This is a genomic window from Agromyces sp. NSFZ (assembly GCF_056156205.1).
Map to the genome: position 1 here is coordinate 3,273,612 of NZ_CM149585.1, position 22,898 is coordinate 3,296,509.

The 22,898-nt window shown below is 70.1% G+C and carries 21 protein-coding genes; 8 read left to right on the top strand and 13 right to left on the bottom strand.

The annotated features are described in order from the left end of the window. Positions 1–17: 17 nt before the first annotated feature. Positions 18–551 (top strand): TetR/AcrR family transcriptional regulator, encoded by a 534-nt coding sequence (locus ACVFI9_RS15460; protein ID WP_474763090.1) that lies wholly within the window; start codon positions 18–20, stop codon positions 549–551. Positions 552–582: 31 nt separating this feature from the next. Here ACVFI9_RS15460 and guaA read toward each other — a convergent pair whose 3' ends face one another. Genes guaA through ACVFI9_RS15475 form a run of 3 tightly spaced genes read right to left on the bottom strand, consistent with a single transcriptional unit; the run spans position 583 to position 3,602 of the window. Continuing rightward, positions 583–2,166 (bottom strand): glutamine-hydrolyzing GMP synthase, encoded by a 1,584-nt coding sequence (guaA, locus tag ACVFI9_RS15465; protein ID WP_474763091.1) that lies wholly within the window; start codon positions 2,164–2,166, stop codon positions 583–585. Then, positions 2,163–2,666 (bottom strand): DUF3817 domain-containing protein, encoded by a 504-nt coding sequence (locus ACVFI9_RS15470; RefSeq protein WP_474763092.1) that lies wholly within the window; start codon positions 2,664–2,666, stop codon positions 2,163–2,165. The genes guaA and ACVFI9_RS15470 overlap by 4 nt, the downstream gene beginning before the upstream one ends. A 9-nt stretch (positions 2,667–2,675) precedes the next feature. Continuing rightward, positions 2,676–3,602 carry a S1C family serine protease gene (locus ACVFI9_RS15475; RefSeq protein WP_474763093.1) on the bottom strand — a complete coding sequence of 309 codons (927 nt, stop codon included), beginning with the start codon at positions 3,600–3,602 and terminating at the stop codon, positions 2,676–2,678. Positions 3,603–3,747: 145 nt separating this feature from the next. On the opposite strand from ACVFI9_RS15475, the gene ACVFI9_RS15480 reads away from it, so the two are divergent. Further along, complete coding sequence (locus ACVFI9_RS15480) at positions 3,748–5,145, top strand: metallopeptidase domain-containing protein (protein WP_474763094.1); 1,398 nt, start codon at positions 3,748–3,750, stop codon at positions 5,143–5,145. On the opposite strand, the gene ACVFI9_RS15485 is transcribed toward ACVFI9_RS15480, so the two are convergent. The 5 genes from ACVFI9_RS15485 to ACVFI9_RS15505 all read right to left on the bottom strand — a co-directional run bounded on the left by ACVFI9_RS15485 (position 5,137) and on the right by ACVFI9_RS15505 (position 10,125). After that, positions 5,137–5,922, bottom strand: coding sequence for an SURF1 family protein (locus tag ACVFI9_RS15485; RefSeq protein ID WP_474763095.1), 786 nt, complete (start codon positions 5,920–5,922; stop codon positions 5,137–5,139). The genes ACVFI9_RS15480 and ACVFI9_RS15485 overlap by 9 nt on opposite strands. Then, positions 5,922–6,428, bottom strand: coding sequence for a cation:proton antiporter regulatory subunit (locus ACVFI9_RS15490; protein ID WP_474763096.1), 507 nt, complete (start codon positions 6,426–6,428; stop codon positions 5,922–5,924). The genes ACVFI9_RS15485 and ACVFI9_RS15490 overlap by 1 nt, the downstream gene beginning before the upstream one ends. A 51-nt stretch (positions 6,429–6,479) precedes the next feature. Further along, a complete protein-coding gene (locus ACVFI9_RS15495) occupies positions 6,480–8,210 on the bottom strand; it encodes a glycerol-3-phosphate dehydrogenase/oxidase (RefSeq protein WP_474763097.1) in 1,731 nt (576 codons plus the stop codon). Between the two features lie 177 nt (positions 8,211–8,387). Beyond that, positions 8,388–9,512, bottom strand: a complete 1,125-nt coding sequence (locus tag ACVFI9_RS15500) for a GuaB3 family IMP dehydrogenase-related protein (RefSeq protein WP_474763098.1) — start codon at positions 9,510–9,512, stop codon at positions 8,388–8,390. Between the two features lie 67 nt (positions 9,513–9,579). Next, entirely contained in the window at positions 9,580–10,125 is a 546-nt protein-coding gene (locus tag ACVFI9_RS15505; RefSeq protein ID WP_474763099.1) for a TetR/AcrR family transcriptional regulator, read from the bottom strand. A 91-nt stretch (positions 10,126–10,216) separates the two neighbouring features. On the opposite strand from ACVFI9_RS15505, the gene ACVFI9_RS15510 reads away from it, so the two are divergent. After that, positions 10,217–10,726, top strand: a complete 510-nt coding sequence (locus tag ACVFI9_RS15510; RefSeq protein ID WP_474763100.1) for a DoxX family protein — start codon at positions 10,217–10,219, stop codon at positions 10,724–10,726. 13 nt (positions 10,727–10,739) lie between these two features. On the opposite strand, the gene ACVFI9_RS15515 is transcribed toward ACVFI9_RS15510, so the two are convergent. Then, entirely contained in the window at positions 10,740–12,440 is a 1,701-nt protein-coding gene (locus tag ACVFI9_RS15515; RefSeq protein ID WP_474763101.1) for an ABC-F family ATP-binding cassette domain-containing protein, read from the bottom strand. A gap of 108 nt (positions 12,441–12,548) precedes the next feature. On the opposite strand from ACVFI9_RS15515, the gene ACVFI9_RS15520 reads away from it, so the two are divergent. Next, positions 12,549–13,715 (top strand): MalY/PatB family protein, encoded by a 1,167-nt coding sequence (locus ACVFI9_RS15520; protein WP_474763102.1) that lies wholly within the window; start codon positions 12,549–12,551, stop codon positions 13,713–13,715. A gap of 110 nt (positions 13,716–13,825) precedes the next feature. Here the strand turns inward: ACVFI9_RS15520 and guaB are convergent, their stop codons facing one another. Then, positions 13,826–15,328 (bottom strand): IMP dehydrogenase, encoded by a 1,503-nt coding sequence (guaB, locus tag ACVFI9_RS15525; RefSeq protein ID WP_474763103.1) that lies wholly within the window; start codon positions 15,326–15,328, stop codon positions 13,826–13,828. A 290-nt stretch (positions 15,329–15,618) separates the two neighbouring features. Between guaB and ACVFI9_RS15530 the strand changes: the two genes are divergently transcribed. From ACVFI9_RS15530 to ACVFI9_RS15545, 4 genes are read left to right on the top strand one after another with little or no spacing between them, the layout of a single operon-like run. Next, positions 15,619–16,881: an ABC transporter permease subunit gene (locus tag ACVFI9_RS15530; RefSeq protein ID WP_474763104.1), complete on the top strand. Its 1,263-nt coding sequence runs from the start codon at positions 15,619–15,621 to the stop codon at positions 16,879–16,881. A gap of 15 nt (positions 16,882–16,896) precedes the next feature. Further along, entirely contained in the window at positions 16,897–17,877 is a 981-nt protein-coding gene (locus tag ACVFI9_RS15535) for a branched-chain amino acid ABC transporter permease (RefSeq protein ID WP_474766287.1), read from the top strand. Next, a complete protein-coding gene (locus ACVFI9_RS15540) occupies positions 17,867–18,781 on the top strand; it encodes an ABC transporter ATP-binding protein (RefSeq protein ID WP_474763105.1) in 915 nt (304 codons plus the stop codon). Before ACVFI9_RS15535 ends, ACVFI9_RS15540 begins: the two co-directional genes overlap by 11 nt. Then, positions 18,768–19,535: an ABC transporter ATP-binding protein gene (locus ACVFI9_RS15545; RefSeq protein WP_474763106.1), complete on the top strand. Its 768-nt coding sequence runs from the start codon at positions 18,768–18,770 to the stop codon at positions 19,533–19,535. Before ACVFI9_RS15540 ends, ACVFI9_RS15545 begins: the two co-directional genes overlap by 14 nt. A 406-nt stretch (positions 19,536–19,941) precedes the next feature. Here the strand turns inward: ACVFI9_RS15545 and ACVFI9_RS15550 are convergent, their stop codons facing one another. The 3 genes from ACVFI9_RS15550 to groES form a co-directional block, all read right to left on the bottom strand. Further along, positions 19,942–21,231 (bottom strand): ABC transporter substrate-binding protein, encoded by a 1,290-nt coding sequence (locus ACVFI9_RS15550; RefSeq protein WP_474763107.1) that lies wholly within the window; start codon positions 21,229–21,231, stop codon positions 19,942–19,944. A gap of 241 nt (positions 21,232–21,472) precedes the next feature. Then, positions 21,473–22,429: an EamA family transporter RarD gene (rarD, locus tag ACVFI9_RS15555; RefSeq protein WP_474763108.1), complete on the bottom strand. Its 957-nt coding sequence runs from the start codon at positions 22,427–22,429 to the stop codon at positions 21,473–21,475. 101 nt (positions 22,430–22,530) lie between these two features. Beyond that, entirely contained in the window at positions 22,531–22,827 is a 297-nt protein-coding gene (groES, locus tag ACVFI9_RS15560; protein WP_055894868.1) for a co-chaperone GroES, read from the bottom strand. Positions 22,828–22,898: the final 71 nt, after the last annotated feature.

Consider the following 22,898-nt stretch of genomic DNA (forward strand, 5'->3'; position numbering starts at 1 on the left):
TCGGCTACACTCGCGACATGGATCGCCGGACCCTCGTCGCCGATGCCGCCCTCGGCGTGGTGGCGGCCCACGGCATGAAGGGCCTCACCCACCGGGCCGTCGACACCGCCTCCGGGCTGCCGACCGGGACCACGTCGAACTACTTCCGCACACGCGCCGCGCTCGTCGGCGCGGTGGTCGACCGACTGGAGCAGCGCGACCTCGACCTCTGGTCCGCAGGCGCCGCGGCACCTTCCCCGACCGACGCCGACGAGCTCGCCGACCGCCTCGCGAGTCACCTGGTTGCCTTCGTGGCGGAGCAGGAGACCGTCACGAGGGCTCGCCTCGTGCTCTCACTAGCGCATCCCGACGCGGTGACGGCCGGTCACCGCCGCTTCATGGGCGTCGCGCGCGAGCTGGTGCGGGCCGCGGGAATCGGCGACGCCGACGAGCGGTCACGCTGGCTCTCCGACTACGCCGACGGGGTCCTCCTGCATCAGCTCACGGTTCGCCACGGCGAACCCGTCGACGTGGGATCGCACCGCCGCGCCATCCGGCGACTGCTCGACTGAGCCGCAGCCGCTCGACCCGCGACGCGACGCGTCACTCCCACTCGATGGTGCCCGGCGGCTTCGACGTGACGTCGAGCACGACGCGGTTCACCTCGCGCACCTCGTTGGTGATGCGGTTCGAGATGCGGGCGAGCACGTCGTAGGGCAGGCGCGTCCAGTCGGCCGTCATCGCGTCCTCCGAGGAGACCGGGCGCAGCACGATCGGATGGCCGTAGGTGCGGCCGTCGCCCTGCACGCCCACCGAGCGCACGTCGGCGAGGAGCACGACCGGGCACTGCCAGATCTCCCCGTCGAGGCCCGCCGCGGTGAGCTCGGCACGCGCGATGGCGTCGGCCTCGCGCAGCACCTCGAGGCGGTCGCGGGTGACCTCGCCGACGATGCGGATGCCGAGGCCCGGGCCGGGGAACGGCTGCCGGGCGACGATCTCCTCGGGCAGCCCGAGCTCGCGGCCGATGGCGCGCACCTCGTCCTTGAAGAGCGTGCGCAGCGGCTCGACGAGCTCGAACTGCAGGTCTTCCGGCAGGCCGCCGACGTTGTGGTGGCTCTTGATGTTCGCGGTGCCGGTGCCGCCGCCCGACTCGACGACGTCGGGGTAGAGCGTGCCCTGCACGAGGAACCGGATCGGCTCCCCGTCGGCCTCCGCCTCGGCGACGAGGTCGCGCTCGGCGCGCTCGAACGCGCGGATGAACTCGCGGCCGATGATCTTGCGCTTCTCCTCGGGGTCGCTGACCCCCGCGAGCGCGTCGAGGAAGACGTCCTGCGCGTGCACGGTGACGAGCCGGATGCCGGTGGCCGCGACGTAGTCGACCTCGACCTGCTCGCGCTCGTCCTTGCGGAGCAGCCCGTGGTCGACGAACACGCACACGAGCTGGTCGCCGACCGCCTCGTGCACGAGCGCGGCTGCGACGGCCGAGTCGACGCCGCCCGACAGCCCGGCGATGACGCGCCCGGAGCCGACCTGGGCGCGGATGCGCTCCACCTGTTCGGCGATGACGTTGCCCGGGTTCCAGTCGGCGGGGATGCCGGCCGCGCGATGCAGGAAGTTCTCGATGACCTGCTGACCGAACGGCGAGTGCTTCACCTCGGGGTGCCACTGCACGCCGTAGAAGCCCTGCTCGTCGTTCGCGAACGCGGCGACGGGCGTGGTCGCCGTGGAGGCGAGCACCTCGAATCCCTCGGGTGCGCGCGCCACGGAGTCGCCGTGGCTCATCCACACGGTCTGCGCCTGCGGCTGGCCGGCGAGCAGGGCGTTGCCGTCGTCGGTGCGCGCGGTGACCGCCGTGGAGCCGTACTCGCGCGAGCCGGTGTGCGCGACCTCGCCGCCGAGCTGCTGCGCCATGACCTGGAAGCCGTAGCAGATGCCGAGCGTCGGCACGCCGAGCTTCAGGATGCCCTCGTCGAGCGACGGCGCGCCCTCCTCGTAGACCGACGACGGCCCGCCCGAGAGCACGATGCCCACCGGGTTCTTCGCGGCGACCTCCTCGGCCGTGATCGTGTGCGGCACGATCTCGGAGTAGACGGATGCCTCGCGCACGCGGCGCGCGATGAGCTGCGCGTACTGCGCGCCGAAGTCGACGACGAGCACGGGCCGCTGCTCGGTGGGCTGGTCGGTCACTGCTGGGCCTCCTGGCTGGACGTGGTCTGCGGTGCGTCGGTCCCTGAGCCTGTCGAAGGGATCGTCGCTTCGACGGGCTCAGCGACCGAAGCCGCTTGCCTCCGCTCGAGGTAGGCGCGCACCTCGCGGGCGATCCGCACCTCGAGGATGAACGAGAGGAACGGGATGACGCCGCCGAGTGCGATGACGATGAACCGCGGGAACGGCCAGCGCATGAGGCTCCAGAGCCGGAAGTCGCTGAACAGGTACACGACGTAGAACCAGCCGTGCACGATGAGGATGCCGGTCGAGAGGTTGACGCCCGTGATGGTCTCGCCCGGCACGAAGGCGAGGAAGCCCTGCGGCCCGCCGAGCTCGAGCTCGAGTCCGAAGGCGTACTTCATGATCATCTCGCCGGTGAGCGCGAGGAGCAGCACGCCGGTGATGACGGAGGCCACCTGGTAGAAGCGGAGCGCCCCGCGAATGCGCGGCAGATCGGCGAGTTTCGGCTCGAGGGGCATGCCTCCAGTCTACGGCGCGTCGACGAGCTCCCGCGGCACGACGAAGACGTCGACGAGGGCGCCGTTGCGCCACACCGTCATCTCCACCTGGCGGTCGATGGCGTCCTCGACCATGAGCTTCTGGATCGTCGTCGTGGTCACGACGTCGTTCCCGTCGAGCGAGACCACGATGTCGCCACGGTGGATGTCGGCGAGCTCGGCCGGGCTGCCGGACGCCACCCCGGCGACCTGGAGCCCCGTCGGCGAGCCGACTCGGTCGGCGAGCTCGGGAGCGAGCTGGACCCGGGCGCCCACGATGCCGAGCCAGGCACGGCGCACCCGTCCGGTCGTGGTGAGCTTCTCGATGATCTCGCGCGTTCCGCGGTTGATGGGCACCGCGAGCCCCAGCCCGACGCCGGCGACGGCCGTGTTCACGCCCACCATGCGCCCTGCGCCGTCGGCCAGCACACCGCCCGAGTTGCCCGGATTCAGCGCGGCATCCGTCTGGATCACCTCGTCGATGACCCGTCCCGACGCGGTGGGCAGCGAGCGGCCGAGGTTCGACACGATGCCGGCGGTGACGCTGCCCGCGAGCCCCATGGGGTTGCCGAGCGCGACGACCAGCTGGCCGACGCGCAGCGCGGCCGCGTCGCCGAGCGGCACGGGTGCCGGCACCGGTCCGCGGGCGCGCAGCACGGCGAGGTCGGAGAGCACGTCACGGCCGACGACGTCGACGGTGACGGAGCGTCCGTCGGAGAACGTCGCCTCGGCTGCTCGGGCGCCCGCGACGACGTGCGCGCTCGTGAGCAGGATGCCGTCGTCGGAGATGACGCTCCCGCTGCCGGCACCCTCACCGCGCGGCGAGCGCACGGCGAGGCTCGCGACGCTCGGCAGAACGGTGCTCGCGACTCGGGTCACGACCCTCGAGTAGGCGTCCAGCGGGTCTTCGGTCTCCACACGACGATCATGGACCCGCGCGGGCGGCGCGCTCCCCCGGTTCGCCGCAGGCGGAACGCCCGCGTCGGATGTCGCACCCCGAACGGGGACTCGCCGCGCCGCGCCGAAGCCAATACGCTCGGGCCGACCCGGGGATGGGGGCATCATGGACGCACGCATGGCCGCGCTGTCGATTTCACTCGTCGTCGTGGCGGTCCTCGCCCTCACTGCGACCTCCGCGGCGATCGCCGCGCCGGGGGGCAGCACGGCCGGGCTTCCCGTCGCGGACTGCAAGCTCGACAGCCCGATCCCGTCGTTCAACGAGGGCTTCGCCCTGAGCCCCGACGCCGCGGCGTCGACCGGCGTGCTCACCGCCCAGGTGATCTATGCGGGATTGCCCGGCCAGCCGGTCGACGCGGACGGCGTGCAGTGGATCGAGAAGATGCGCCATGACATCGACAGCGCGGTCACGAGCCTCGAGACACTGTCATCCGCTCGCGTCGATGTAGAGGTGCGCGAGCATCCCGACTGGGTGACGATGCCGAAGGATGCGACGAACTATCCGGCAGGTGATGACATGGCATGGGGAGACGCGGAGATGACCGCGTTCGTGACCGACGCCGTGGTCGCCGCGGATCACGTGGTCGACTACGCAGGCGTCGACGTGGTGTGGGTGTTCTTCCCTTGGGAGTTTCCGCTGGCGAGCCGCGCGCAGGCGACGAACGGCCTCGGCATCGCGGTCGACGAGGGGACGCTCACGCGCGCGATCACGCTGCCCTTCGCGACGGATGGCATCCTTACCGGAACGATCGTCCATGAGACGGGCCACACGTTCAGCCTGCCCGACCTCTACGACACCGGCAGCCGGTTCGGAGAGTCCAGCTACATCGGCAAATGGGACCTGATGAGCGATGCCGACGGCGCGGAACTCGGTTCCACCTTCGAGTTCCTGGGTTGGCACCTCTGGCGTCTCGGCTGGATCGATGACGGGCAGGTGACCTGCGTGGGCCCGGATTCCGCCGTCGAGGTGAGACTCGACGCGCTGACCCGGCACGGCACGTCGGTGATCGCCGTCGTCCCGACGAGCGAACATCGGGCGGTCGTCGTGGAGTCGCGGAAGGCGGAGCGCTTCGATGCCGGGATCCCGAGACCCGGCGTCCTGGTCTACGTCGTGTGGACCGACTCGTCGAGCGGTGCCGGAGCAGTGCTGATCGGCCCGCGCGACGGCACCGAGTTCCCGGCGAATCGCGATGGCTTCGCGAATGCCACCCTCGTCGTCGGCGACCGGTACACCGACCCGATCACCGGATTCACGGTGACCGTCACGGCGAGCACCGAGACATCCGACAGCGTCCGGATCGAGCCACGGGCGGTACCCACCGAGCCAGCGACCGATCCCGCCGTGCCGACGACCGCGCCGACACGTCAGCCGGTGCACACCAGCGCGATGCTGCCTCCCACGGGCGCCGATCCCCGAGCGGTCGGCGTCGGCTCGGTCGTGTTCCTCCTTGCGGGCCTCCTCGCACTGTCGTCGGCGCGCCGTCGCCGCGCGACCTCACGCTGATGGGGCCGGCTGATCCGCCGCCTCGGCCTCCTCGCGCTCCCGCTCCACGGCATCGCGCACGAGCCGGTACCAGAGGAACACCGCGAACCCGGCGAACACGACCCACTCGACCGCGTAGAACACGTTGAGCCAGTTGAGTTCGACCGACTGCTCGGGCGGCGGCGAGCTGATCGCCTCGAGGCCCGGGGCCGGGTCGGTCGCCGTGACGTAGGCGAAGTACACCGGCCGGTCGTCGTAGTCGGCCCACACGTTGATGAGGTGGGCGACGGCGACGGTCTGCATCGACTGCGGGTCGGCGTCGTCCGACGGCGCCATCGGCGCCTCGCTCGGCAGGAACCGCCCGACGACGCTCACGTCCTCGCCCGCGTCGACCTCGTCGTCGAAGCGATCGGCCGCCGCCCGCGCCGCGTCGGTGTCGGCCGCCCACCCGAGCGCGACGGGCAGGCCGCCCGGCGCGGCATCCGTCACCTCGAGGTGCGCGACCACCCAGTAGCCCTGCACGCCGTCGTTCAGCCGGCCGCCGACGACGACGGTGTCGCCCGGCACGAACGTGCCGGTGACCTCCACGCGCTGGCCGGTCGCCGCCTGCTCGGTCGGCCCGTCGGGCGCCGCGATCTCGGCGAGCGGACGCACCTCCTCGGTGGGACGCTCGACGACGACCGCCTGTTCGACGGCACGTTCGATCTGCCATTGCCCCAGCAGCGCGAAGCCCGCCGCGACCGCGAGCGCGGCCAGGAGCGCGAGCACCCATCGCGGGCGCAGCATCATCTGGAGCATCAGGCCTCGTCCGCTCCGGCACGATCTCCGTGGTGCACCGACTGGAAGATCGCGCGGATGCCGGGGCGGGGCCCGACGACCACGATGGTGTCACCCGGGGCGATCACGAAGCCGCGCTCGGGCGACGGATGCGCGTGATCGTCGCGCACGACCGCCACCATGGCGACGCCGTCGGGATCGGGGAGCTCGCCGAGGGTACGGCCGGCGATGGCGTCGTCGGCCTCCACCGTGATCCAGTCGATGGGCACGCCGGCCAGTTCGTCGAGCTCGGTGATCGACTCGACGATGCGGGTGCCGCCGAGGAGCTCGGCGAGGGTGTGCGCCTCGTCCTCCTCGAGCCGGATCGTGGTGCCGCCCTCGTCGCGGGAATGGCCTCCGGCGGGGCGGCTCACGAGGTCGCTCGTGCCCGTGCGATGCGCGACGACGGCCACCTCGGAGCCGTCGTTCGTGGTGAAGGAGTGCAGCACGCCGATCCCGGGCAGGGTGACCCTGCGTACATCGACCATGGCGCGGCTCCTCGGGATTCGAGCGTCGCGACCCAGTCTATCCGCGCCGGATCAGTCGACCTTCACGATGTCGGGGGCCGCCAGGCGCACCCGGTCGGCGGACTGGTCGTCGGGCTGCTCCTGCGAGGCCCGCTCGGCCGCGACGCGCTGCAGGTACCGGTCCACCTCGAGCGCTTCGCGGTCGGCGTCCCATCCGAGCACGCCCGCCATGAGCTTCGCCGCGACCGGCGCGGCCGAGACGCCGCGGTCCCACGCCTCGATCGAGATGCGGGTGCGGCGGGCGAGCACGTCGTCGAGGTGCAGGGCGCCCTCGTGCGAGGCGGCGTACACGACCTCGGCCGCGAGGTAGTCGTCGGCGCCGGGCAGCGGCTCGCCGAGTTCGGGGTTCGAGCGGATGAGGTCGAGCAGGTCATCGGTCATCGTGCCGTAGCGGTTGAGCAGGTGCTCGATGCGCACCCGGTGCACGCCGAACGCCCGAGCGATCTTGCCCCGCTTGTTCCAGGCCGCCTGGTAGCCCTCGGCGCCGAGCAGCGGGATGTCCTGGGTCGTCGACGGCGGCACGCGACCGTCGAGCGCGTCGGCGGCCGCGTCGATGGCGTCCTTCGCCATCACGCGGTACGTCGTCCACTTGCCGCCGGCGACGACCACGAGTCCGGGCACGGTGTGCGCAACGAGGTGCTCCCGCGAGAGCTTCGACGTCTGGTCGCTCTCACCGGCGAGCAGCGGCCGCAGGCCCGCGTAGACACCCTCGACGTCCTCACGGCTCAGCGGCACCGCGAGCACGGCGTTGACGTGCTCGAGCAGGTAGTCGATGTCGGCGGCCGTCGCGGCGGGATGCGCCTTGTCGAGGTTCCAGTCGGTGTCGGTCGTGCCGATGAGCCAGTGCCGCCCCCATGGGATCACGAACAGCACGCTCTTCTCGGTGCGGAGCAGGAGACCCATCGTGGACTGGAACCGGTCGCGCGGAACCACGAGGTGGATGCCCTTCGACGCGCGCACCTTGAAGGTGCCGCGCTCGCCGACCATCCGCTGGGTGTCGTCGGTCCAGACGCCGGTGGCGTTCACGACCTGCTTCGCCCGCACCTCGAAGTGCTCGTCGGTCTGCAGGTCGTGCGCCTTCACGCCGACCACGCGCTCACCGACCTTGAGAAATCCCTCGACCTTCACGCGGCTCGCGACGTGCGCGCCGTAGAAGGACGCGGTCCGGGCGAGGGATGCCACATACCGGGCGTCGTCGACCTGGGCGTCGTAGTAGGTGAGCCCGCCGACGAGCGCGTCGTTCGAGAGCGAGGGGATGGCGCGCATCACCTGGCGCTTCGAGAGGTGCCGATGGTGCGGCACCCCGGGAGGGCGTCCGCCCGAGTAGCTGAAGACGTCGTAGAGGAGCATTCCGGCGCCGACGTAGAGACGCTCGAAGAAGCGCTTCTTCAACGGATAGAGGAAGCGAACCGGCTTCACGAGGTGCGGGGCGATGCGCTGCAGCAGCAGTCCGCGTTCGATGAGCGCCTCGCGCACCAGGCGGAAGTCGAGCTGCTCGAGGTAGCGGATGCCGCCGTGCACGAGCTTCGACGACCGGCTCGACGTGCCCGACGCCCAGTCACGTGCCTCGAGGAGTCCGGTGGAGAGTCCGCGGGTCACCGCGTCGAGTGCCGCACCGGTGCCGACGATGCCTCCGCCGACCACGAGGATGTCGAGTTCCTTCTCCTTCAGGCGGGCGATCGCCGCCTGACGCTCCTCGGGTCCGAGCCTGGTCGAACGCGACACCGAATTGACACTCGCCATCGTCCACCCCATCCCCGCGGCCTCACGACGGGGCCGCGCGATCCGGTTCCCACGCTACCCGAACCCGCCCGGAGCTTGTGCAGGAGAATGGGCCACATCCCCCTGTCAGGGCGAGGATGGGGCGCATTCCTGCACTAGCCGGAGGTCCAGAGCCACCGAGCCCCGCGCCCCAGAGCCTCAGGCGCCGGTGTACGGCGCGACCACGACCTCGACGCGCTGGAACTCCTTGAGATCGGAGTATCCCGTCGTCGCCATCGCTCGGCGCAGGGCGCCCACGAGGTTGGCCGTGCCGTCGGCGGCGGGCGCCGGTCCGTACAGCACCTCCTCGAGGGCGGCGACCTGGCCGACCTGCACGCGCTGGCCGCGCGGCAGCTTCGGGTGGTGCGCCTCGGCGCCCCAGTGGTAGCCGCCGCCCGGGGCATCCGTCGCCCTTGCGAGGGCCGCGCCGAGCATGACGGCATCTGCTCCGCAGGCGATGGCCTTCACGATGTCGCCCGACTTGCCGACGCCGCCGTCGGCGATGACGTGCACGTAGCGTCCGCCGGACTCGTCGAGGTAGTCGCGGCGGGCGCCCGCGACATCCGCCACCGCCGTCGCCATGGGGGCGTGGATGCCGAGCGTCGCACGCGTGGTCGACGCGGCGCCGCCGCCGAAGCCCACGAGCACGCCGGCCGCGCCCGTGCGCATGAGGTGGAGCGCCGCGGTGTACGTTGCGGCGCCGCCGACGATCACGGGCACGTCGAGCTCGTAGATGAACTTCTTGAGGTTGAGCGGCTTCTGGTTCTTCGAGACGTGCTCGGCAGACACCGTGGTGCCGCGGATGACGAACAGGTCGACGCCGGCCGCGACGACGGTCTCGTAGAGCTCCTGCGTGCGTTGCGGCGAGAGCGCCCCGGCCACCGTGACGCCGGCCGCGCGGATCTCGGCGAGGCGAGCCGTGACCAGCTCGGGCTTGATCGGCTCCGAGTAGAGCTGCTGCATGCGAGCGGTCGCGACCTCGGGGCCGAGGTTGCGGATCTCGGCGAGCACCGGCTCGGGATCGTCGTAGCGCGTCCAGAGGCCCTCGAGGTCGAGCACGCCGAGTCCGCCGAGCTGTCCCATCATGATCGCGGTGCGCGGTGACACGACGGAGTCCATGGGCGCCGCGAGGAACGGGATGTCGAACTGGTACGCGTCGATCGACCACGTCACCGAGACGTCCTCGGGGTCGCGCGTACGGCGGCTCGGAACGATCGCGATGTCGTCGAACGCCCACACCCGCTGGCCGCGCTTCGAACGGCCGATCTCGATCTCTTGGGTCACCCGTCAACCCTACCGAACGGGCTCGGCCGCTCGGGGCTGCGGGTCATCTACGTGCGCGGGGCCGCCGTCACGCCCGTGCGGGCCCGAAGAGCACGCTCGCCACGGCACGCGCGACCGCGTCGACGCCCGCGCTCGTGTCGGCGGTGATCGCGCCGGCGTTCCACAGGGTCGCGAGCCCGTGCACGAGCGACCAGGCCGCGAGCCCGTTCGTGCGGTCGTCACCGGGCTCGGCGGCGGCGCCGGAGCGGAGCACCTCGCCGGCGCGGTCCATCGCGACGATGAGCTCCGGATCGTCGCGCCGGAGCAGGTCGGGACGGAACATCACCTCGAACCGACCGCGCTCGGAGGTGGCGAAGCGCACGTAGGCCACGCCCGCCTCGACGAAGTCGCCCCCGGCCGTCTCGAGGGCGGTGGCGAGCCGCTCGAACCCGTCGGTCGCGACCGCGGTGAGCAGGCCCTCCCGGTCGCCGAAGTGATGCGCCGGGGCCGCGTGCGAGACGCCGGCACGTCGCGCGAGGTCGCGGAGACTCAGGCGCGCGACACCGTCCTGTTCGATGGCTGCGACGGCGGCCTCCAGGAGGGTCTCGCGCAGTCGTCCGTGGTGGTAGGCCATGCTCCGACCATACGTGGCCGATCTTGTCATTGACAAGTTCCTGGGATCGATGCAATCTAGTCAGTGTCAAGATCTATTTCTGGAGGATGACATGACCGAAGTCAGCCGGACGTCACCGCAACGCGCGGGCCGCCGACCCGCGTGGGTCTCGCACGTGTTCAACCCCGTCTCGATCGCGCTGATCGTCGGCATCGCCGCCGTGGCGGTGCTCGGTGCGGCCGGGGTGCCCGGCCTGCAGGGGTGGCAGCCCGCGGTTCGCGGCGGCGTCAGCCTGATGTTCCTCATCGCCGCGTCCGGCCGTCTCGGCCCGCAGCGGGCCGGGCTCATCGCGATGGTGCCCCCGAGGCTGCCGCGCCCCGCCCTCATCGTCGCGGCGACCGGGGTGCTCGAGGTGGCGGGTGCCGTCGGGCTCTGGATCCCGTCCCTCGAGCGCATCGCCGCCGTGTGCCTGGCGCTCCTGCTCGTCGCGGTGTTCCCCGCGAACATGCGCGCGGCCCGCGCCGGCATCCGCATCGGCGACAGCCCCGCCACGCCGCTCGTGCCACGCACCGTCGAGCAGGTCGTCTACATCGCGTGCTGCCTCGCGATCGCGTTCGGCTGACGGATGCGGCGGATCACCGGGCGCGTGCCACGCGCCCCTCGTCCCACACCGGGGCATCAGTCTCGACCACCTCGCCATCGGAGCGGAATACCACGAACCGGTCGAACGAGCGCGTGAACCAGCGGTCGTGCGTCACGGCGAGCACCGTGCCGTCGAACCGGGCGAGCGCGTCCTCGAGCGCCTGGGCCGAGACCAGGTCGAGGTTGTCGGTCGGCTCGTCGAGGAGCAGCAGGGTCGCCCCCGAGAGCTCGAGCAGCAGGATCTGCAAGCGCGCCTGCTGCCCGCCCGAGAGCGACTCGAAGCGCTGCTGGGCGGATGCCGCGAGCCCGTACCGATCGAGCGCCGAGCTCGCGGCTTCCCGCGCCATGCCCTCACGGTTGGCGTCGCCGCGATGCAGGATGTCGAGCAGCGTACGACCGCGGAACTCGGGATGCTCGTGGTTCTGCGCGAACCAGCCGGGCACCACGCGAGCGCCGAGCACCGCTCGACCCTCGTGCGGCACGCGCGCGAGCGACTCCCCCACCGTCGTGACGTGCCCGAGCAGCCGGTCGGGCTCGGTGCCGCCGCCGGCGAGCAGCCGCAGGAAGTGCGACTTGCCCGAGCCGTTCGAGCCGAGCACCGCGACCCGGTCGCCGTACCAGACCTCCAGGCCGAACGGCCGCATGAGCCCCGTGAGCTCGAGCCGCTCGCACACCACGGCGCGCTTGCCCGTGCGGGATCCCCGCAACCGCATCGACACGGCCTGCGCGGGCGGCCGTTCCTCCGGCGGTCCCGCCTCCTCGAACTTGCGCAGCCGCGTGAGCGCGGCCTGGTAGCGGGAGGCCATGCCGTCGTTGTACGTCGCCTTCACCTTGAGCGTCGCCACCAACTGCTTGAGTGCCGCGTGCTGCTCGTCCCAGCGGCGTCGCAGCTCGTCGAGCCTGGCGAACCGCTCCTCGCGGGCGGCGTGATAGCCCTCGAAGCTGCCGCCATGCACCCACGCGGTGTTGCCCGCCGCACCGAGCTCGAGCGTGACGATGCGGTCGGCCGCACGCGCCAGCAACTCGCGGTCGTGCGAGACGAGCAGCACGGTCTTCGTCGTCGCCCGCAACTGCGCCTCGAGCCAGCGCTTTCCGGGCACGTCGAGCGAGTTGTCGGGCTCGTCGAGGAGCAGCACCTGCTCGGGCCCGCGCAGCAGCGCCTCGAGCGCCAGGCGCTTCTGCTCGCCGCCCGAGAGCGTGCCCAGCACGCGCCACTTCGCGCGCTCGTACGGGATCCCGAGCGCGGCCACCGTGCAGTGGTCCCACACGACCTCCTGCTCGTAGCCGCCCGCCTCGGCGTACTCGGCGAGCGCCGACGCGTACCGCATCTGGGTGTCGGTATCGTCGCGTTCGATGAGGGCGTCCTCGGATGCCTCGAGCTCGATCGCCGCGGCCCTGATGCGCGTCGGCGCGACCGACACGAGGAGCCCGCCCACCGTCTCGGGCGCGCCGTCGACCGTGCGGCCCGTCCCGACGAACTGGTCCATCACACCGAGCCCGCCGTCGACCTGCACGCTGCCCTCATCGGGTCGCACGTCGCCGCGGATGATGCGCAGGAGCGTCGACTTGCCCGCGCCGTTCGCGCCGATGAGGGCCGTCGTCGCGGCATCCGTCACTCGGAAGGCGAGGTCGGCGAGCAGGGGCCTGCCGTCGGGCAGAGAGAGCGAGACGCCGTTGACGTCGATGAAACCCATGGGATGCATCCGTTTCCGATTCGCGGCCCGTGCCGCGGCGCCCTCGGGGCAGCCGTCCAGAATACACAGCCGGATGCCACGCCGCGACGTCTACGGCATGCTGGAGCCATGCAACGCGTCCCCGCCGAACCCATCGACGTCCTCCGCACCCGCACCAGCGCGAAGTGGCGCTCGTTCCCGGCCGACGTGCTGCCGCTGCCCGTCGCCGAGATGGACTTCCCGCTGGCCGAGCCCATCGCCGAGGCGTTGCACGCGGCGATCCGCCGCTCCGACACCGGCTACCACTCGGGCAGCCGGCACGTGGCGGAGGCGTTCGCCGGATTCGCGGAGCGGCGGCTCGGCTGGCAGGTCGACCCGGCGCGCGTCACGTGCACGGGCGACGTCGCCATGGGCCTCGTCGAGGTGCTGCGACGGGTCACCACGCCGGGCGACGGCGTCGTCATCACGCCGCCGATCTACCCGCCGTTCTTCGACATCGTCACCGAGGCGGGCGGAACGGTCGTCGAGGTGCCCATGCTCGGCGGCATCGACGACGGCTGGGCGCTCGACCTCGCCGGCATCGAGGCCGCGTTCGCGGGCGGCGCCCGGGCGATGGTGCTCTGCAATCCGCACAACCCGCTCGGCTTCGTGCCCGACCGGGTGGAGCTCGAGCGGCTCGCCGAGATCGCCGCGAGCTTCGGCGCCACCATCGTGAGCGACGAGGTGCACGGGCCGCTCGCGCAGCCCGAGTCGCCCTACACGCCGTTCCTCACGGTGTCGGATGCCGCGCGCGAGCACGGTGTCGCCGTCACGAGCGCGAGCAAGTCGTTCAACATTCCCGGGCTGAAGTCGGCGCTCGTGGTCACGGCGTCGGAGCGCGGCGACCGAGTGCGCGCCGAATTCCCCTATGAGGTCGAGTGGCGCATGGGCCAGTTCGGCGCCCTCGCCTCCATCGCCGCGTTCCAGGAGGGCGGCCCATGGCTCGACGGCGTGCTCGCGAGCCTCGACGACAACCGCAGGCTGCTCGCGGAACTCCTCGCCGACGAGCTACCCGGCGTCCGGTACCGGATGCCGCAGGCCACCTACCTCGCGTGGCTCGACCTGTCGGCGCTCGGATGGGGCGACGATCCGGCGGCCTACGCCCTCGAGCATGCCAAGGTGGCGCTGGCCAACGGACCCCGCTTCGGCGAGACGGTCGGCCGAGGGCATGCGCGCCTGAACTTCGCGTGCTCCCCCGAGGTGCTGTCGGAGGCGGTGACCCGCCTGGCGGAGGCGCGCGCGACCTCCGCTCCCTGAGCTTCGCGACCTCCGCTCCCTGAGCTTGTCGAAGGGAGTCTGACGAAGACAGCCTGTCGAATGGAGCCCACGCTCAGGTCCGCTTCGACGGGCTCAGCGACCGCGAGGCCCTACCTCGTGTAGTTCGGCGCCTCGACGACGAACTGCACGTCGTGCGGGTGCGACTCCTTGAGGCCGGCCGGCGTGATGCGCACGAACCGCCCCTTCGACTTCAGCTCGGGGATGGTGCGCGCGCCGACGTAGAACATCGACTGCCGGAGCCCTCCGACGAGCTGGTAGGCCACCGCCGAGACCGGGCCGCGGAACGGCACCTGCCCCTCGATGCCCTCGGGGATGAGCTTGTCGTCGCTCGGGACATCGGCCTGGAAGTAGCGATCCTTCGAGTACGACGTCTTCTTGCCGCGGGTCTGCAGCGCGCCGAGCGAGCCCATGCCCCGGTAGGTCTTGAACTGCTTGCCGTTCTGGAAGACGAGCTCGCCGGGGCTCTCGGCCGTGCCGGCGAGGAGCGAACCGAGCATGACGGTGTCGGCGCCCGCGACGAGCGCCTTGGCGATGTCGCCCGAGTACTGCAGGCCGCCGTCGGCGATGAGCGGCACTCCGGCCGGCTTCGTGGCCTTGGATGCCTCGTACACCGCGGTGATCTGTGGCACGCCCACGCCCGCGACGACGCGCGTCGTGCAGATCGAGCCCGGGCCGACGCCCACCTTCACGGCGTCCGCGCCCGCGTCGACGAGCGCCTGCGCACCCTCGCGGGTGGCGACGTTGCCGCCGATCACGTCGATGCCGGCGAACGAGGGGTCGGTCTTCAGCCGGCGGATGATGTCGAGCACGCCGGCGCTCTCGCCGTTGGCGGTGTCGACCACGAGCACGTCGACACCGGCGTCGCGAAGCGCCTCGGCCCGCTCCCACGCGTCGCCGAAGAAGCCCATGGCCGCGCCGACGCGCAGGCGCCCCTCGGCGTCCTTCGTGGCGTTCGGGTATTGCTCGGACTTGTCGAAGTCCTTCACCGTGATGAGGCCCGTGAGCCGGCCGGCGCCGTCGACGAGCGGCAGCTTCTCGACCTTGTGCTGTGCGAAGATCGCGATCGCCTCGTCGGGGTCCATGCCGACTCGGCCCGTGATGAGCGGCATCTTCGTCATGACGTCGCGCACCAGGGTGGCCGGCTTCTCGAAATCGGAGACGAAGCGCATGTCGCGGTTCGTGATGATGCCGACGAGGATGCCCTCGCCGTCGACCACCGGGAGGCCGCTCACCCGATAGGTCGCGCACAGGCGATCGACCTCGGCCACCGTGGCGTCGGGCGTCGTCGTCACCGGGTTCGACACCATGCCCGACTCGCTGCGCTTCACGCGGTCGACCATGTCGGCCTGCTCCTGGATGGAGAGGTTGCGGTGCAGGATGCCGATGCCGCCCTGGCGGGCCATGGCGATCGCCATGCGGGCCTCGGTCACGGTGTCCATCGCCGCGGAGAGCAGGGGGGTCGCGACGTCGATACGCCGTGTCAGCCGGGAGGTCGTGTCGGCCTCACTCGGGATCACGTCGGTGTGACCCGGCAGCAGCAGGACGTCGTCGTACGTCAGTCCTGTGAATCCGAACGGATCTGCCTGATCCATGTCTCCCCTTCGCTCCCGGAACGTGGCCTCGCCCCGGGAACACGCGGTCCCGGGATCCATCAATGTTAAGCGAGTTTGCGTACGCGGCATTCCCCGGATAACAATCGAGGGCCGTTGTGCGCACATGCGAAACACATGAGACATAATCGGCACGTACTCTCGACGACGTCGTCAAGAGCAAGCCCGGCCCGGAGGCCACGAGCCCCGGGAGCCTTGGAGGTGCAGTGGAACCCACGCAAGCAGTCGTCCGACGAACCCGTGGGAGGTGGCTCATCCTGCTCGGATTCCTGTTGGCCGCACTCACTCTGTCCGGCGTCGCAGCGTCCCCTGCGGCGGCGGACGAGGTGAGTCCGACGCCGACAGCCGAGGAGGAGGAGTTCGAGTACTTCTTCACGGGCAACGTGACGTTCGAGGACGAGCCCATCGAAGGCGTCCGGATCTCCGTCGAAGGCGGCGGATTCGAGGCCGAGACCGAGACCGACGCCGACGGCAAGTGGCGCATCGGCGTTCCCGAGAAGGACACGTACGAGGTCACCCTCGATGAGGACACCCTGCCCGAGGGCGTCGTCGTCGCCGAGGGCGAGGCGACGGTCGAGGCCGAGTTCGGCCTGACGAGCATCAAGGCCGTGAACTTCTTCCTCGGCGAGGGCCAGCGGGTCACCACCGACATCGGCGCCCAGGTGCTCATCCGGGTCATCAACGGCCTGAACTTCGGTCTGCTGCTCGCGCTCGCCGCGATCGGCCTCTCGCTGATCTTCGGCACGACGGGCCTCTCCAACTTCGCGCACGCCGAGATGATCACGTTCGGCGCGTTGATGGTGCTGACCTTCGGCGTCGATCTCGCCCTGCCGATCTGGCTGGCGATCATCATCGCGATCGTGCTCAGCGCCGTGCTCGGCTGGGTGCTCGACGCCGGGATCTGGAAGCCGCTCCGCCGCCGCGGCGTCGGCCTCATCCAGTTGATGATCGTGAGCATCGGCCTCTCGCTGGCGATGCGCTACATCTACCAGTTCATCTACGGCGGGGCCACCCGGCAGTTGCCCGGAGCCACGATCCCCTCCGACATCCACCTCGGACCGGTGACGCTCTCGTGGATCGACGTCGCAAGCATGATCACGAGTGCCGTGGTGCTCGGCGCGGTCGCGTACTTCCTGCTCCGCACCCGCATCGGCAAGGCCACGCGCGCCGTGTCCGACAACGCGAGCCTCGCCGCCGCGAGCGGCATCGACGTCGACCGGGTCATCCGGATCGTCTGGGTGATGGGCGCAGCCCTCGCCGGCCTCTCGGGCATCCTCTGGGCGTACTTCCGCCCGGGTGTCAGCTGGGACATGGGCTTCCAGATCCTGCTGCTCGTCTTCGCCGCCGTGACGCTCGGCGGCCTCGGCACCGCGTTCGGGGCGCTCGTCGGCTCGATCATCGTGGGCCTGTTCATCGAGCTCTCGACGCTCTGGCTCCCGTCCGACATGAAGTACGTGGGTGCGCTCATCGTGCTCATCCTCGTGCTGCTGTTCCGACCACAGGGCATCCTGGGTCGCCGCGAGAGAATCGGATAAGGAGGACCGACCATGATCGACTGGATTGCGATCTTCTCCAACGCGGCGCAGGAGCTCATCAGCCCCACCACTGCCGCCTACGCCCTGGCCGCCCTCGGGCTGGCCATCCACTTCGGGTACACCGGCCTCCTGAACTTCGGTCAGGCGGGCTTCATGGCCCTGGGCGCCTACGGGTACGCCATCTCCATCCTGACGTTCGGGTTCCCCGTCTGGGCTGCCGTGCTCGTGGGCATCGGCGCCTCCATCGTGTTCGCCCTGATCCTCGGTATCCCGACCCTGCGGCTCCGTGCCGACTACCTCGCGATCGTCACGATCGCGGCGGCCGAGATCCTGCGGCTCATCTTCACGACGAACACGTTCGACTCCGTCACGGGCTCGGCGAGCGGCCTGCAGGGGTACAAGACCGGCTTCGCGGCGATGAACCCGATTCCCGACGGCACCTACGGCTTCGGACCGTTCACGTACAACGCGTACGACTGGTGGCTGCGCATCGTCGCCTGGGTGCTCGTCGCGCTGCTCGCGGTCGTCACCTGGCTCATCATGCGCAGCCCGTGGGGGCGCGTCATCAAGGGCATCCGCGAGGACGAGGACGCGGTTCGCGCGCTCGGCAAGAACGTCTACTCGTACAAGATGCAGAGCCTCATCCTCGGTGGTGTCTACGGCACGCTCGCCGGCATGATCTTCATCCTGCCGCGATCGGTGGTGCCGGCGAACTACCAGACCTCGCTCACGTTCTTCATCTACGCGATCCTGCTCCTCGGCGGGGCCGCGACGATCCTCGGACCGGTCATCGGCTCGATGATCTTCTGGGTGCTGCTCTCCTTCTTCTCGGGCTTCGTCGCCCGGGCGGTGGAGGCGGGATGGCTCCCGTTCATGACGCAGGTGCAGGCCGGACAGCTCAGGTTCATCCTCGTCGGCGTCGCGATCATGCTGATCGTGATCTTCAGGCCCCAGGGCATCTTCGGAAACAAGAAGGAGCTGGCCTTTGTCAAGTAACGTCACTCCCACGTCCAAGCCGGTGAAGACCACCGGCCTCCACGTCGGCGACGCCGTCCCAGGCGTCCGCAAGGTCGACCCGATCCTCATCGCCGACGGCGTGAGGCGCACGTTCGGCGGCCTCACCGCCGTCGACGTCGCCCACGTCGAAGTGCCACGCGGTGCCATCACCGCACTCATCGGGCCGAACGGCGCCGGCAAGACCACGTTCTTCAACCTGCTCACGGGCTTCGACAAGCCCGATGCGGGAACGTGGCAGTTCGATGGCCGTTCGCTGGCCCACGTGCCCGCCTACCGGGTGGCGCGCATGGGCCTCATCCGCACCTTCCAGCTCACGAAGGCGCTGGGCCTGCTCACCGTGCTCGACAACATGAAGCTCGGGGCCAAGGGGCAGACCGGCGAGAACCTCTTCCGATCGGTGCTGCCGTTCCTCTGGCGCAAGCAGGACGACGAGATCGAGGCGAAGGCACTCGAGATCCTCGCCCGATTCAAGCTCGATGCCAAGAAGGAAGACTACGCGGCGAGCCTCTCGGGCGGACAGCGCAAGTTGCTCGAGATGGCACGGGCGCTCATGAGCGACCCGACCCTCGTGATGCTCGACGAGCCGATGGCGGGCGTGAACCCCGCCCTCACCCAGTCGCTGCTCGACCACATCCTCGACCTGAAGTCGCAGGGGATGACGGTGCTCTTCGTCGAACACGACATGCACATGGTGCGTCACATCGCCGACTGGGTCATCGTCATGGCCGAGGGCAAGATCGTCGCGGAGGGCGACCCCCACACGGTCATGCAGGACCAGGCCGTGATCGACGCCTACCTCGGCGCACATCACGACACCGACCTGGGCGCGACCGACACCGGTCACGTCGAGGCGTTGAAGGAGCTCATCGATGACGAACAGTGAACCGACCGCGAACGCGGTCCTCGACCGGCCCGCCGACGCGGTCGTCGAGGTCGAGAACGTCACGGCGGGATACCTTCCCGGCGTGAACATCCTGAACTCGTGCTCCCTCGTGGCGAGGCAGGGCGAACTCATCGGCATCATCGGCCCGAACGGCGCCGGGAAGTCGACGCTCCTGAAGTCGATCTTCGGACTTGTGAAGGTGCGCGAGGGCGCGATCCGCCTGAACGGCGAGGAGATCACGAACCTCAAGGCGAACAAGCTCGTGGCGAAGGGCGTCGGCTTCGTGCCGCAGACGAACAACGTGTTCCCGTCGCTCACGATCCAGGAGAACCTCGAGATGGGCCTCTACCAGAAGCCCAAGGGGCTCAAGGAGCGGCTCGAGTTCGTGACCGACATCTTCCCAGAGCTCGGCAAGCGGCTCGGCCAGCGCGCCGGATCGCTCTCGGGCGGTGAGCGCCAGATGGTCGCCATGTCTCGTGCGCTCATGATGGGCCCGCACGTGCTGCTCCTCGACGAGCCGTCGGCCGGCCTCTCGCCGGTGCGTCAGGACGAGGCGTTCCTGCGGGTCAAGGAGATCAACCGCGCCGGCGTCACGACCATCATGGTCGAGCAGAACGCCCGTCGGTGCCTGCAGATCTGCGACCGCGGCTACGTGCTCGACCAGGGTCGCGACGCCTACACGGGCGCCGGCCGCGACCTCCTGAACGACCCGAAGGTCATCGGCCTCTATCTGGGCACCCTCGGCCAGGACTGATCCGACTACGCGAAAGGGGGCGGATGCTGCGGCATCCGCCCCCTTCGTCGTTCCCCCTGCGCTGCGCCAGGAGCGCGGAACGCTCCCGGTGTGCGCCAGGAGCGCCCCGTGTGCGCCACTTCAGCCGGCGCAGACGGCGTGAAGTTGGCGCACTGGCGCCGCCCGCGCGCCGCCCGGGGCTGGCACCGGTGGGACCCACCCGCACGCGCCAGGAGCGCGGAACGCTCTCGGTATGCGCCACGTGCGCCACGTGTGCGCCACTTCAGCTGGCGCAGACGGCGTGAAGTCGGCGCACCGGCGCAGCAGAGGCCCAGCGGGCGCGCAGGCGGCGCGCCGGCGCAGCCCCCGCCGGCCGGGCATACGAAAGGGCCCCGGCCGAAGCCGGGGCCCTTCCACGGGAGGCGTACTAGTTGATACGCGTGTACGTGTTGTCCTCGCCGTACTCGTAGATTCCGATGGTCGCCTCGGTCGGGTCACCGTTCTCGTCGAGGGTGATCGGGCCGGATGCTCCGTCGAAGTCGATCTGCTCCCCTTCGGCGAGCAGCGCCGCGGCGTCGGCGAAGGTCGAGACCTTCTCACCGTCGCCCGAGCCGCCCGACACCTGGCGCAGGTACTCGGCGATGTCGGCACCTTCGGTGCTGTTCGCCGCGAACGCCGCGAGGGCGATCAGCATGGTGGCGTCGTACGACTCGGGGCCGTAGCTGAAGTCAGCCAGGTTCGGGTCGACGGCGAGCATGCGCTCACGGAAGTCGTCTTCCAGCTTCGGACCGGGCAGCGTGCCCTTCGAGCCGGCGATCAGGCCAGGCGCGAAGTCCGCGCTGTAGTCGGCCAGGTTGCCGTCGACGAAGTACAGCTGGTTGCCCGGGTAGCCCGAACCGACGAGCGCCGGCACGACGACCTTCGCCTCGTCGAACGTGATGACCGCCACGGCGTCGGGGTTCGCGGCCTTGATGGCCGAGAGCTGCGCGTCGAAGTTCGAGTCACCCGTGTTGAAGAGCTCCTCTGCGACGACCTCGCCGCCCGCCGCCTCGAAGGCCTCCTTCGTCGCGGCCGCGAGGCCGGTGCCGTAGGGGTCGTTCAGGACGAGCATGCCGAGCGTCGATGCGCCGTCGGAGGCGATCTGGTTGCCGAGCACCTCACCCTGCAGGAGGTCGGACGGGGCAGTACGGAAGTACAGGCCGTTGTCGTCGTAGTCGGTGAAGTCGGGCGACGTGTTCGCCGGCGAGAAGTGCACCACGCCGGCCGCCGTGATCTGGTCGATGACCGTGAAGGAGACACCCGACGAGGCGGCACCCACGATGGCCGAGACATCCTGCGAGAGGAGGTCGGTCACCGAGACGGTCGCGATATCGGTCGTGGTGTCACCGGAGTCGCGGTAGACGACCTCGATGGTCAGACCCAGGTCGGCTTCGTTGATCTCCTGAGCCGCGAGCGCGACACCGGCCTCCTCGGGCGGCCCGAGGAAGGCGAGCGTTCCACTCTGCGGAAGGATCGTGCCGATCTTGAGGGTCAGGTCACGCTCGCCGGCTTCGACCGGCAGGGCGTCGCCGGACTCGGCCGGCTCCTCCGATTCGGCCGGGGCCGGGGCATTCGTGCTGCACGCGGTGAGGAGGAGGGCACTGACGCCCGCGAGGGCGATTCCCGTCCATGCTGCGCGAGCCGAGCGCGAGGCCGTGGCCTTCGCGAATACGCTCATGTTGCTCCTTGGGACTGAAGGATTGGTACACAAAGCAGCGTCTGCTGACGCCGTGGTTTTGACAGTATTGCGCCCCCATGGCGGAAACAAGTCGCCGCGGTCACAACCGTGTAACGCCACCGGAATCGTTACCTCACCGACACCTTCACGGCCGAAGACGCACGGAATCGGCGTCGAGACGGCGTCTTTCGGGAGATTCCGCCATCGCGCGGGTCGAGCTTCGGAAGCCGATCCTCGCCCGTCAGATCGGCTCGAGGGCCGCCCGACGCGTGGCCCGCACGCCGCGGAGGAGGTCGAACGTGAGCACCACCAGAGCGAGCCAGACGAGCGCGAACCCGATCCACCGCTCGAGCGGCATCGGCTCGCCCAGCACCACGACGCCGACCAGGAACTGGATGAACGGCGCGAAGTACTGGATGAATCCCATGTAGATGAGCGGGAGCCGCCGTGAAGCCGCCGCGAACAGGAGGAGGGGCACGGCGGTGACGGCGCCGGCCATGAGCAGGAGCACGGTGTGCCACGCGCTCACGGTGCCGATCGTGAGGCCCGTCGTCATCGCGACGAAGACGAGCTGGACGACCGCGAGCGGCGCGAGCCACATCGTCTCGATGGTGAGGCCCGACACCGCGTCGACCTTCGGACCGACGCGCTTCTTGATGAGCCCGTAGAAGCCGAACGAGAACGCGAGCACGAGGGCGATCCACGGCAACTGCCCGTACCCGACCGCGAGTACGGCGACGGCGACGATCGAGATGCCGACGGCCACCCACTGCGTCGCGTTGAGGCGTTCGCGCAGCACGAGCACGCCGAGGAAGACGGTCACGATGGGATTGATGAAGTAGCCGAGCGCGGCCTCCACGACCTGCTCGGTGAGCGCGGCGAAGACGTAGGTCTGCCAGTTCACGAAGATGAGCAGGCCGGCCAGGCCCATGATGAGCACGACGCGCCGGTCGCGCATGAGCGCGGCGAACGGTTTCCAGGCCCGGGTCACGACGATGAGGAACGCGCAGAAGACGAGCGAGAGCAGCACGCGCCAGGCGACGATCTCGAAGGGGTCCGACGGTGCGAGGGCGATGAAGTAGACGGGCAGGAAGCCCCACAGCCCGTACGCCGCGATCGCGAACGCGAGCCCCGACCGGCTCACGGAACCGTTCGAGGCGAGCGGGGCTGGAGTCTCGGATTCCGGGCGATTCGACACCGGTCCACGATACGCCGGTGTTCGGCCATGGATGCGACGAGACCCGGATGCCGCATGGGCATCCGGGCCTCGGTGGACTCGTGTCGAGTGTCGCGTATCGACTAGCGGACGACGACCGCGAGCACGTCGCGGGCCGACAGGACGAGGTAGTCCTCGCCGCCGAACTTCACCTCCGTGCCGCCGTACTTCGAGTAGATGACCTTGTCGCCGACGGCGACGTCGAGCGGGACGCGGTTGCCGTTGTCGTCGATGCGACCGGGGCCGACCGCCACGACCTCGCCCTCCTGGGGCTTCTCCTTGGCGGTGTCGGGGATCACGAGACCCGACGCGGTGGTCTGCTCTGCCTCGACCTGCTTGATGACGATGCGATCCTCGAGCGGCTTGATGGAAACCGACACGGTTGACCCCTTCTCTAGTTGAAGAAACTGTCTTGACGAAGACTGATTAGCAGCCTCACTGCGAGAGTGCT

What these genes read in the sequence shown, in the direction of transcription:
- ACVFI9_RS15460 (WP_474763090.1), top strand. Translation starts at nt 18, where the DNA reads ATGGATCGCCGGACCCTCGTCGCCGATGCCGCCCTCGGCGTGGTGGCG.
- ACVFI9_RS15470 (WP_474763092.1), bottom strand. Translation starts at nt 2,666, where the DNA reads ATGCCCCTCGAGCCGAAACTCGCCGATCTGCCGCGCATTCGCGGGGCG.
- ACVFI9_RS15480 (WP_474763094.1), top strand. Translation starts at nt 3,748, where the DNA reads ATGGACGCACGCATGGCCGCGCTGTCGATTTCACTCGTCGTCGTGGCG.
- ACVFI9_RS15485 (WP_474763095.1), bottom strand. Translation starts at nt 5,922, where the DNA reads ATGCTCCAGATGATGCTGCGCCCGCGATGGGTGCTCGCGCTCCTGGCC.
- ACVFI9_RS15490 (WP_474763096.1), bottom strand. Translation starts at nt 6,428, where the DNA reads ATGGTCGATGTACGCAGGGTCACCCTGCCCGGGATCGGCGTGCTGCAC.
- ACVFI9_RS15495 (WP_474763097.1), bottom strand. Translation starts at nt 8,210, where the DNA reads ATGGCGAGTGTCAATTCGGTGTCGCGTTCGACCAGGCTCGGACCCGAG.
- ACVFI9_RS15505 (WP_474763099.1), bottom strand. Translation starts at nt 10,125, where the DNA reads ATGGCCTACCACCACGGACGACTGCGCGAGACCCTCCTGGAGGCCGCC.
- ACVFI9_RS15510 (WP_474763100.1), top strand. Translation starts at nt 10,217, where the DNA reads ATGACCGAAGTCAGCCGGACGTCACCGCAACGCGCGGGCCGCCGACCC.
- ACVFI9_RS15515 (WP_474763101.1), bottom strand. Translation starts at nt 12,440, where the DNA reads ATGGGTTTCATCGACGTCAACGGCGTCTCGCTCTCTCTGCCCGACGGC.
- ACVFI9_RS15520 (WP_474763102.1), top strand. Translation starts at nt 12,549, where the DNA reads ATGCAACGCGTCCCCGCCGAACCCATCGACGTCCTCCGCACCCGCACC.
- guaB (WP_474763103.1), bottom strand. Translation starts at nt 15,328, where the DNA reads ATGGATCAGGCAGATCCGTTCGGATTCACAGGACTGACGTACGACGAC.
- ACVFI9_RS15545 (WP_474763106.1), top strand. Translation starts at nt 18,768, where the DNA reads ATGACGAACAGTGAACCGACCGCGAACGCGGTCCTCGACCGGCCCGCC.
- ACVFI9_RS15550 (WP_474763107.1), bottom strand. Translation starts at nt 21,231, where the DNA reads ATGAGCGTATTCGCGAAGGCCACGGCCTCGCGCTCGGCTCGCGCAGCA.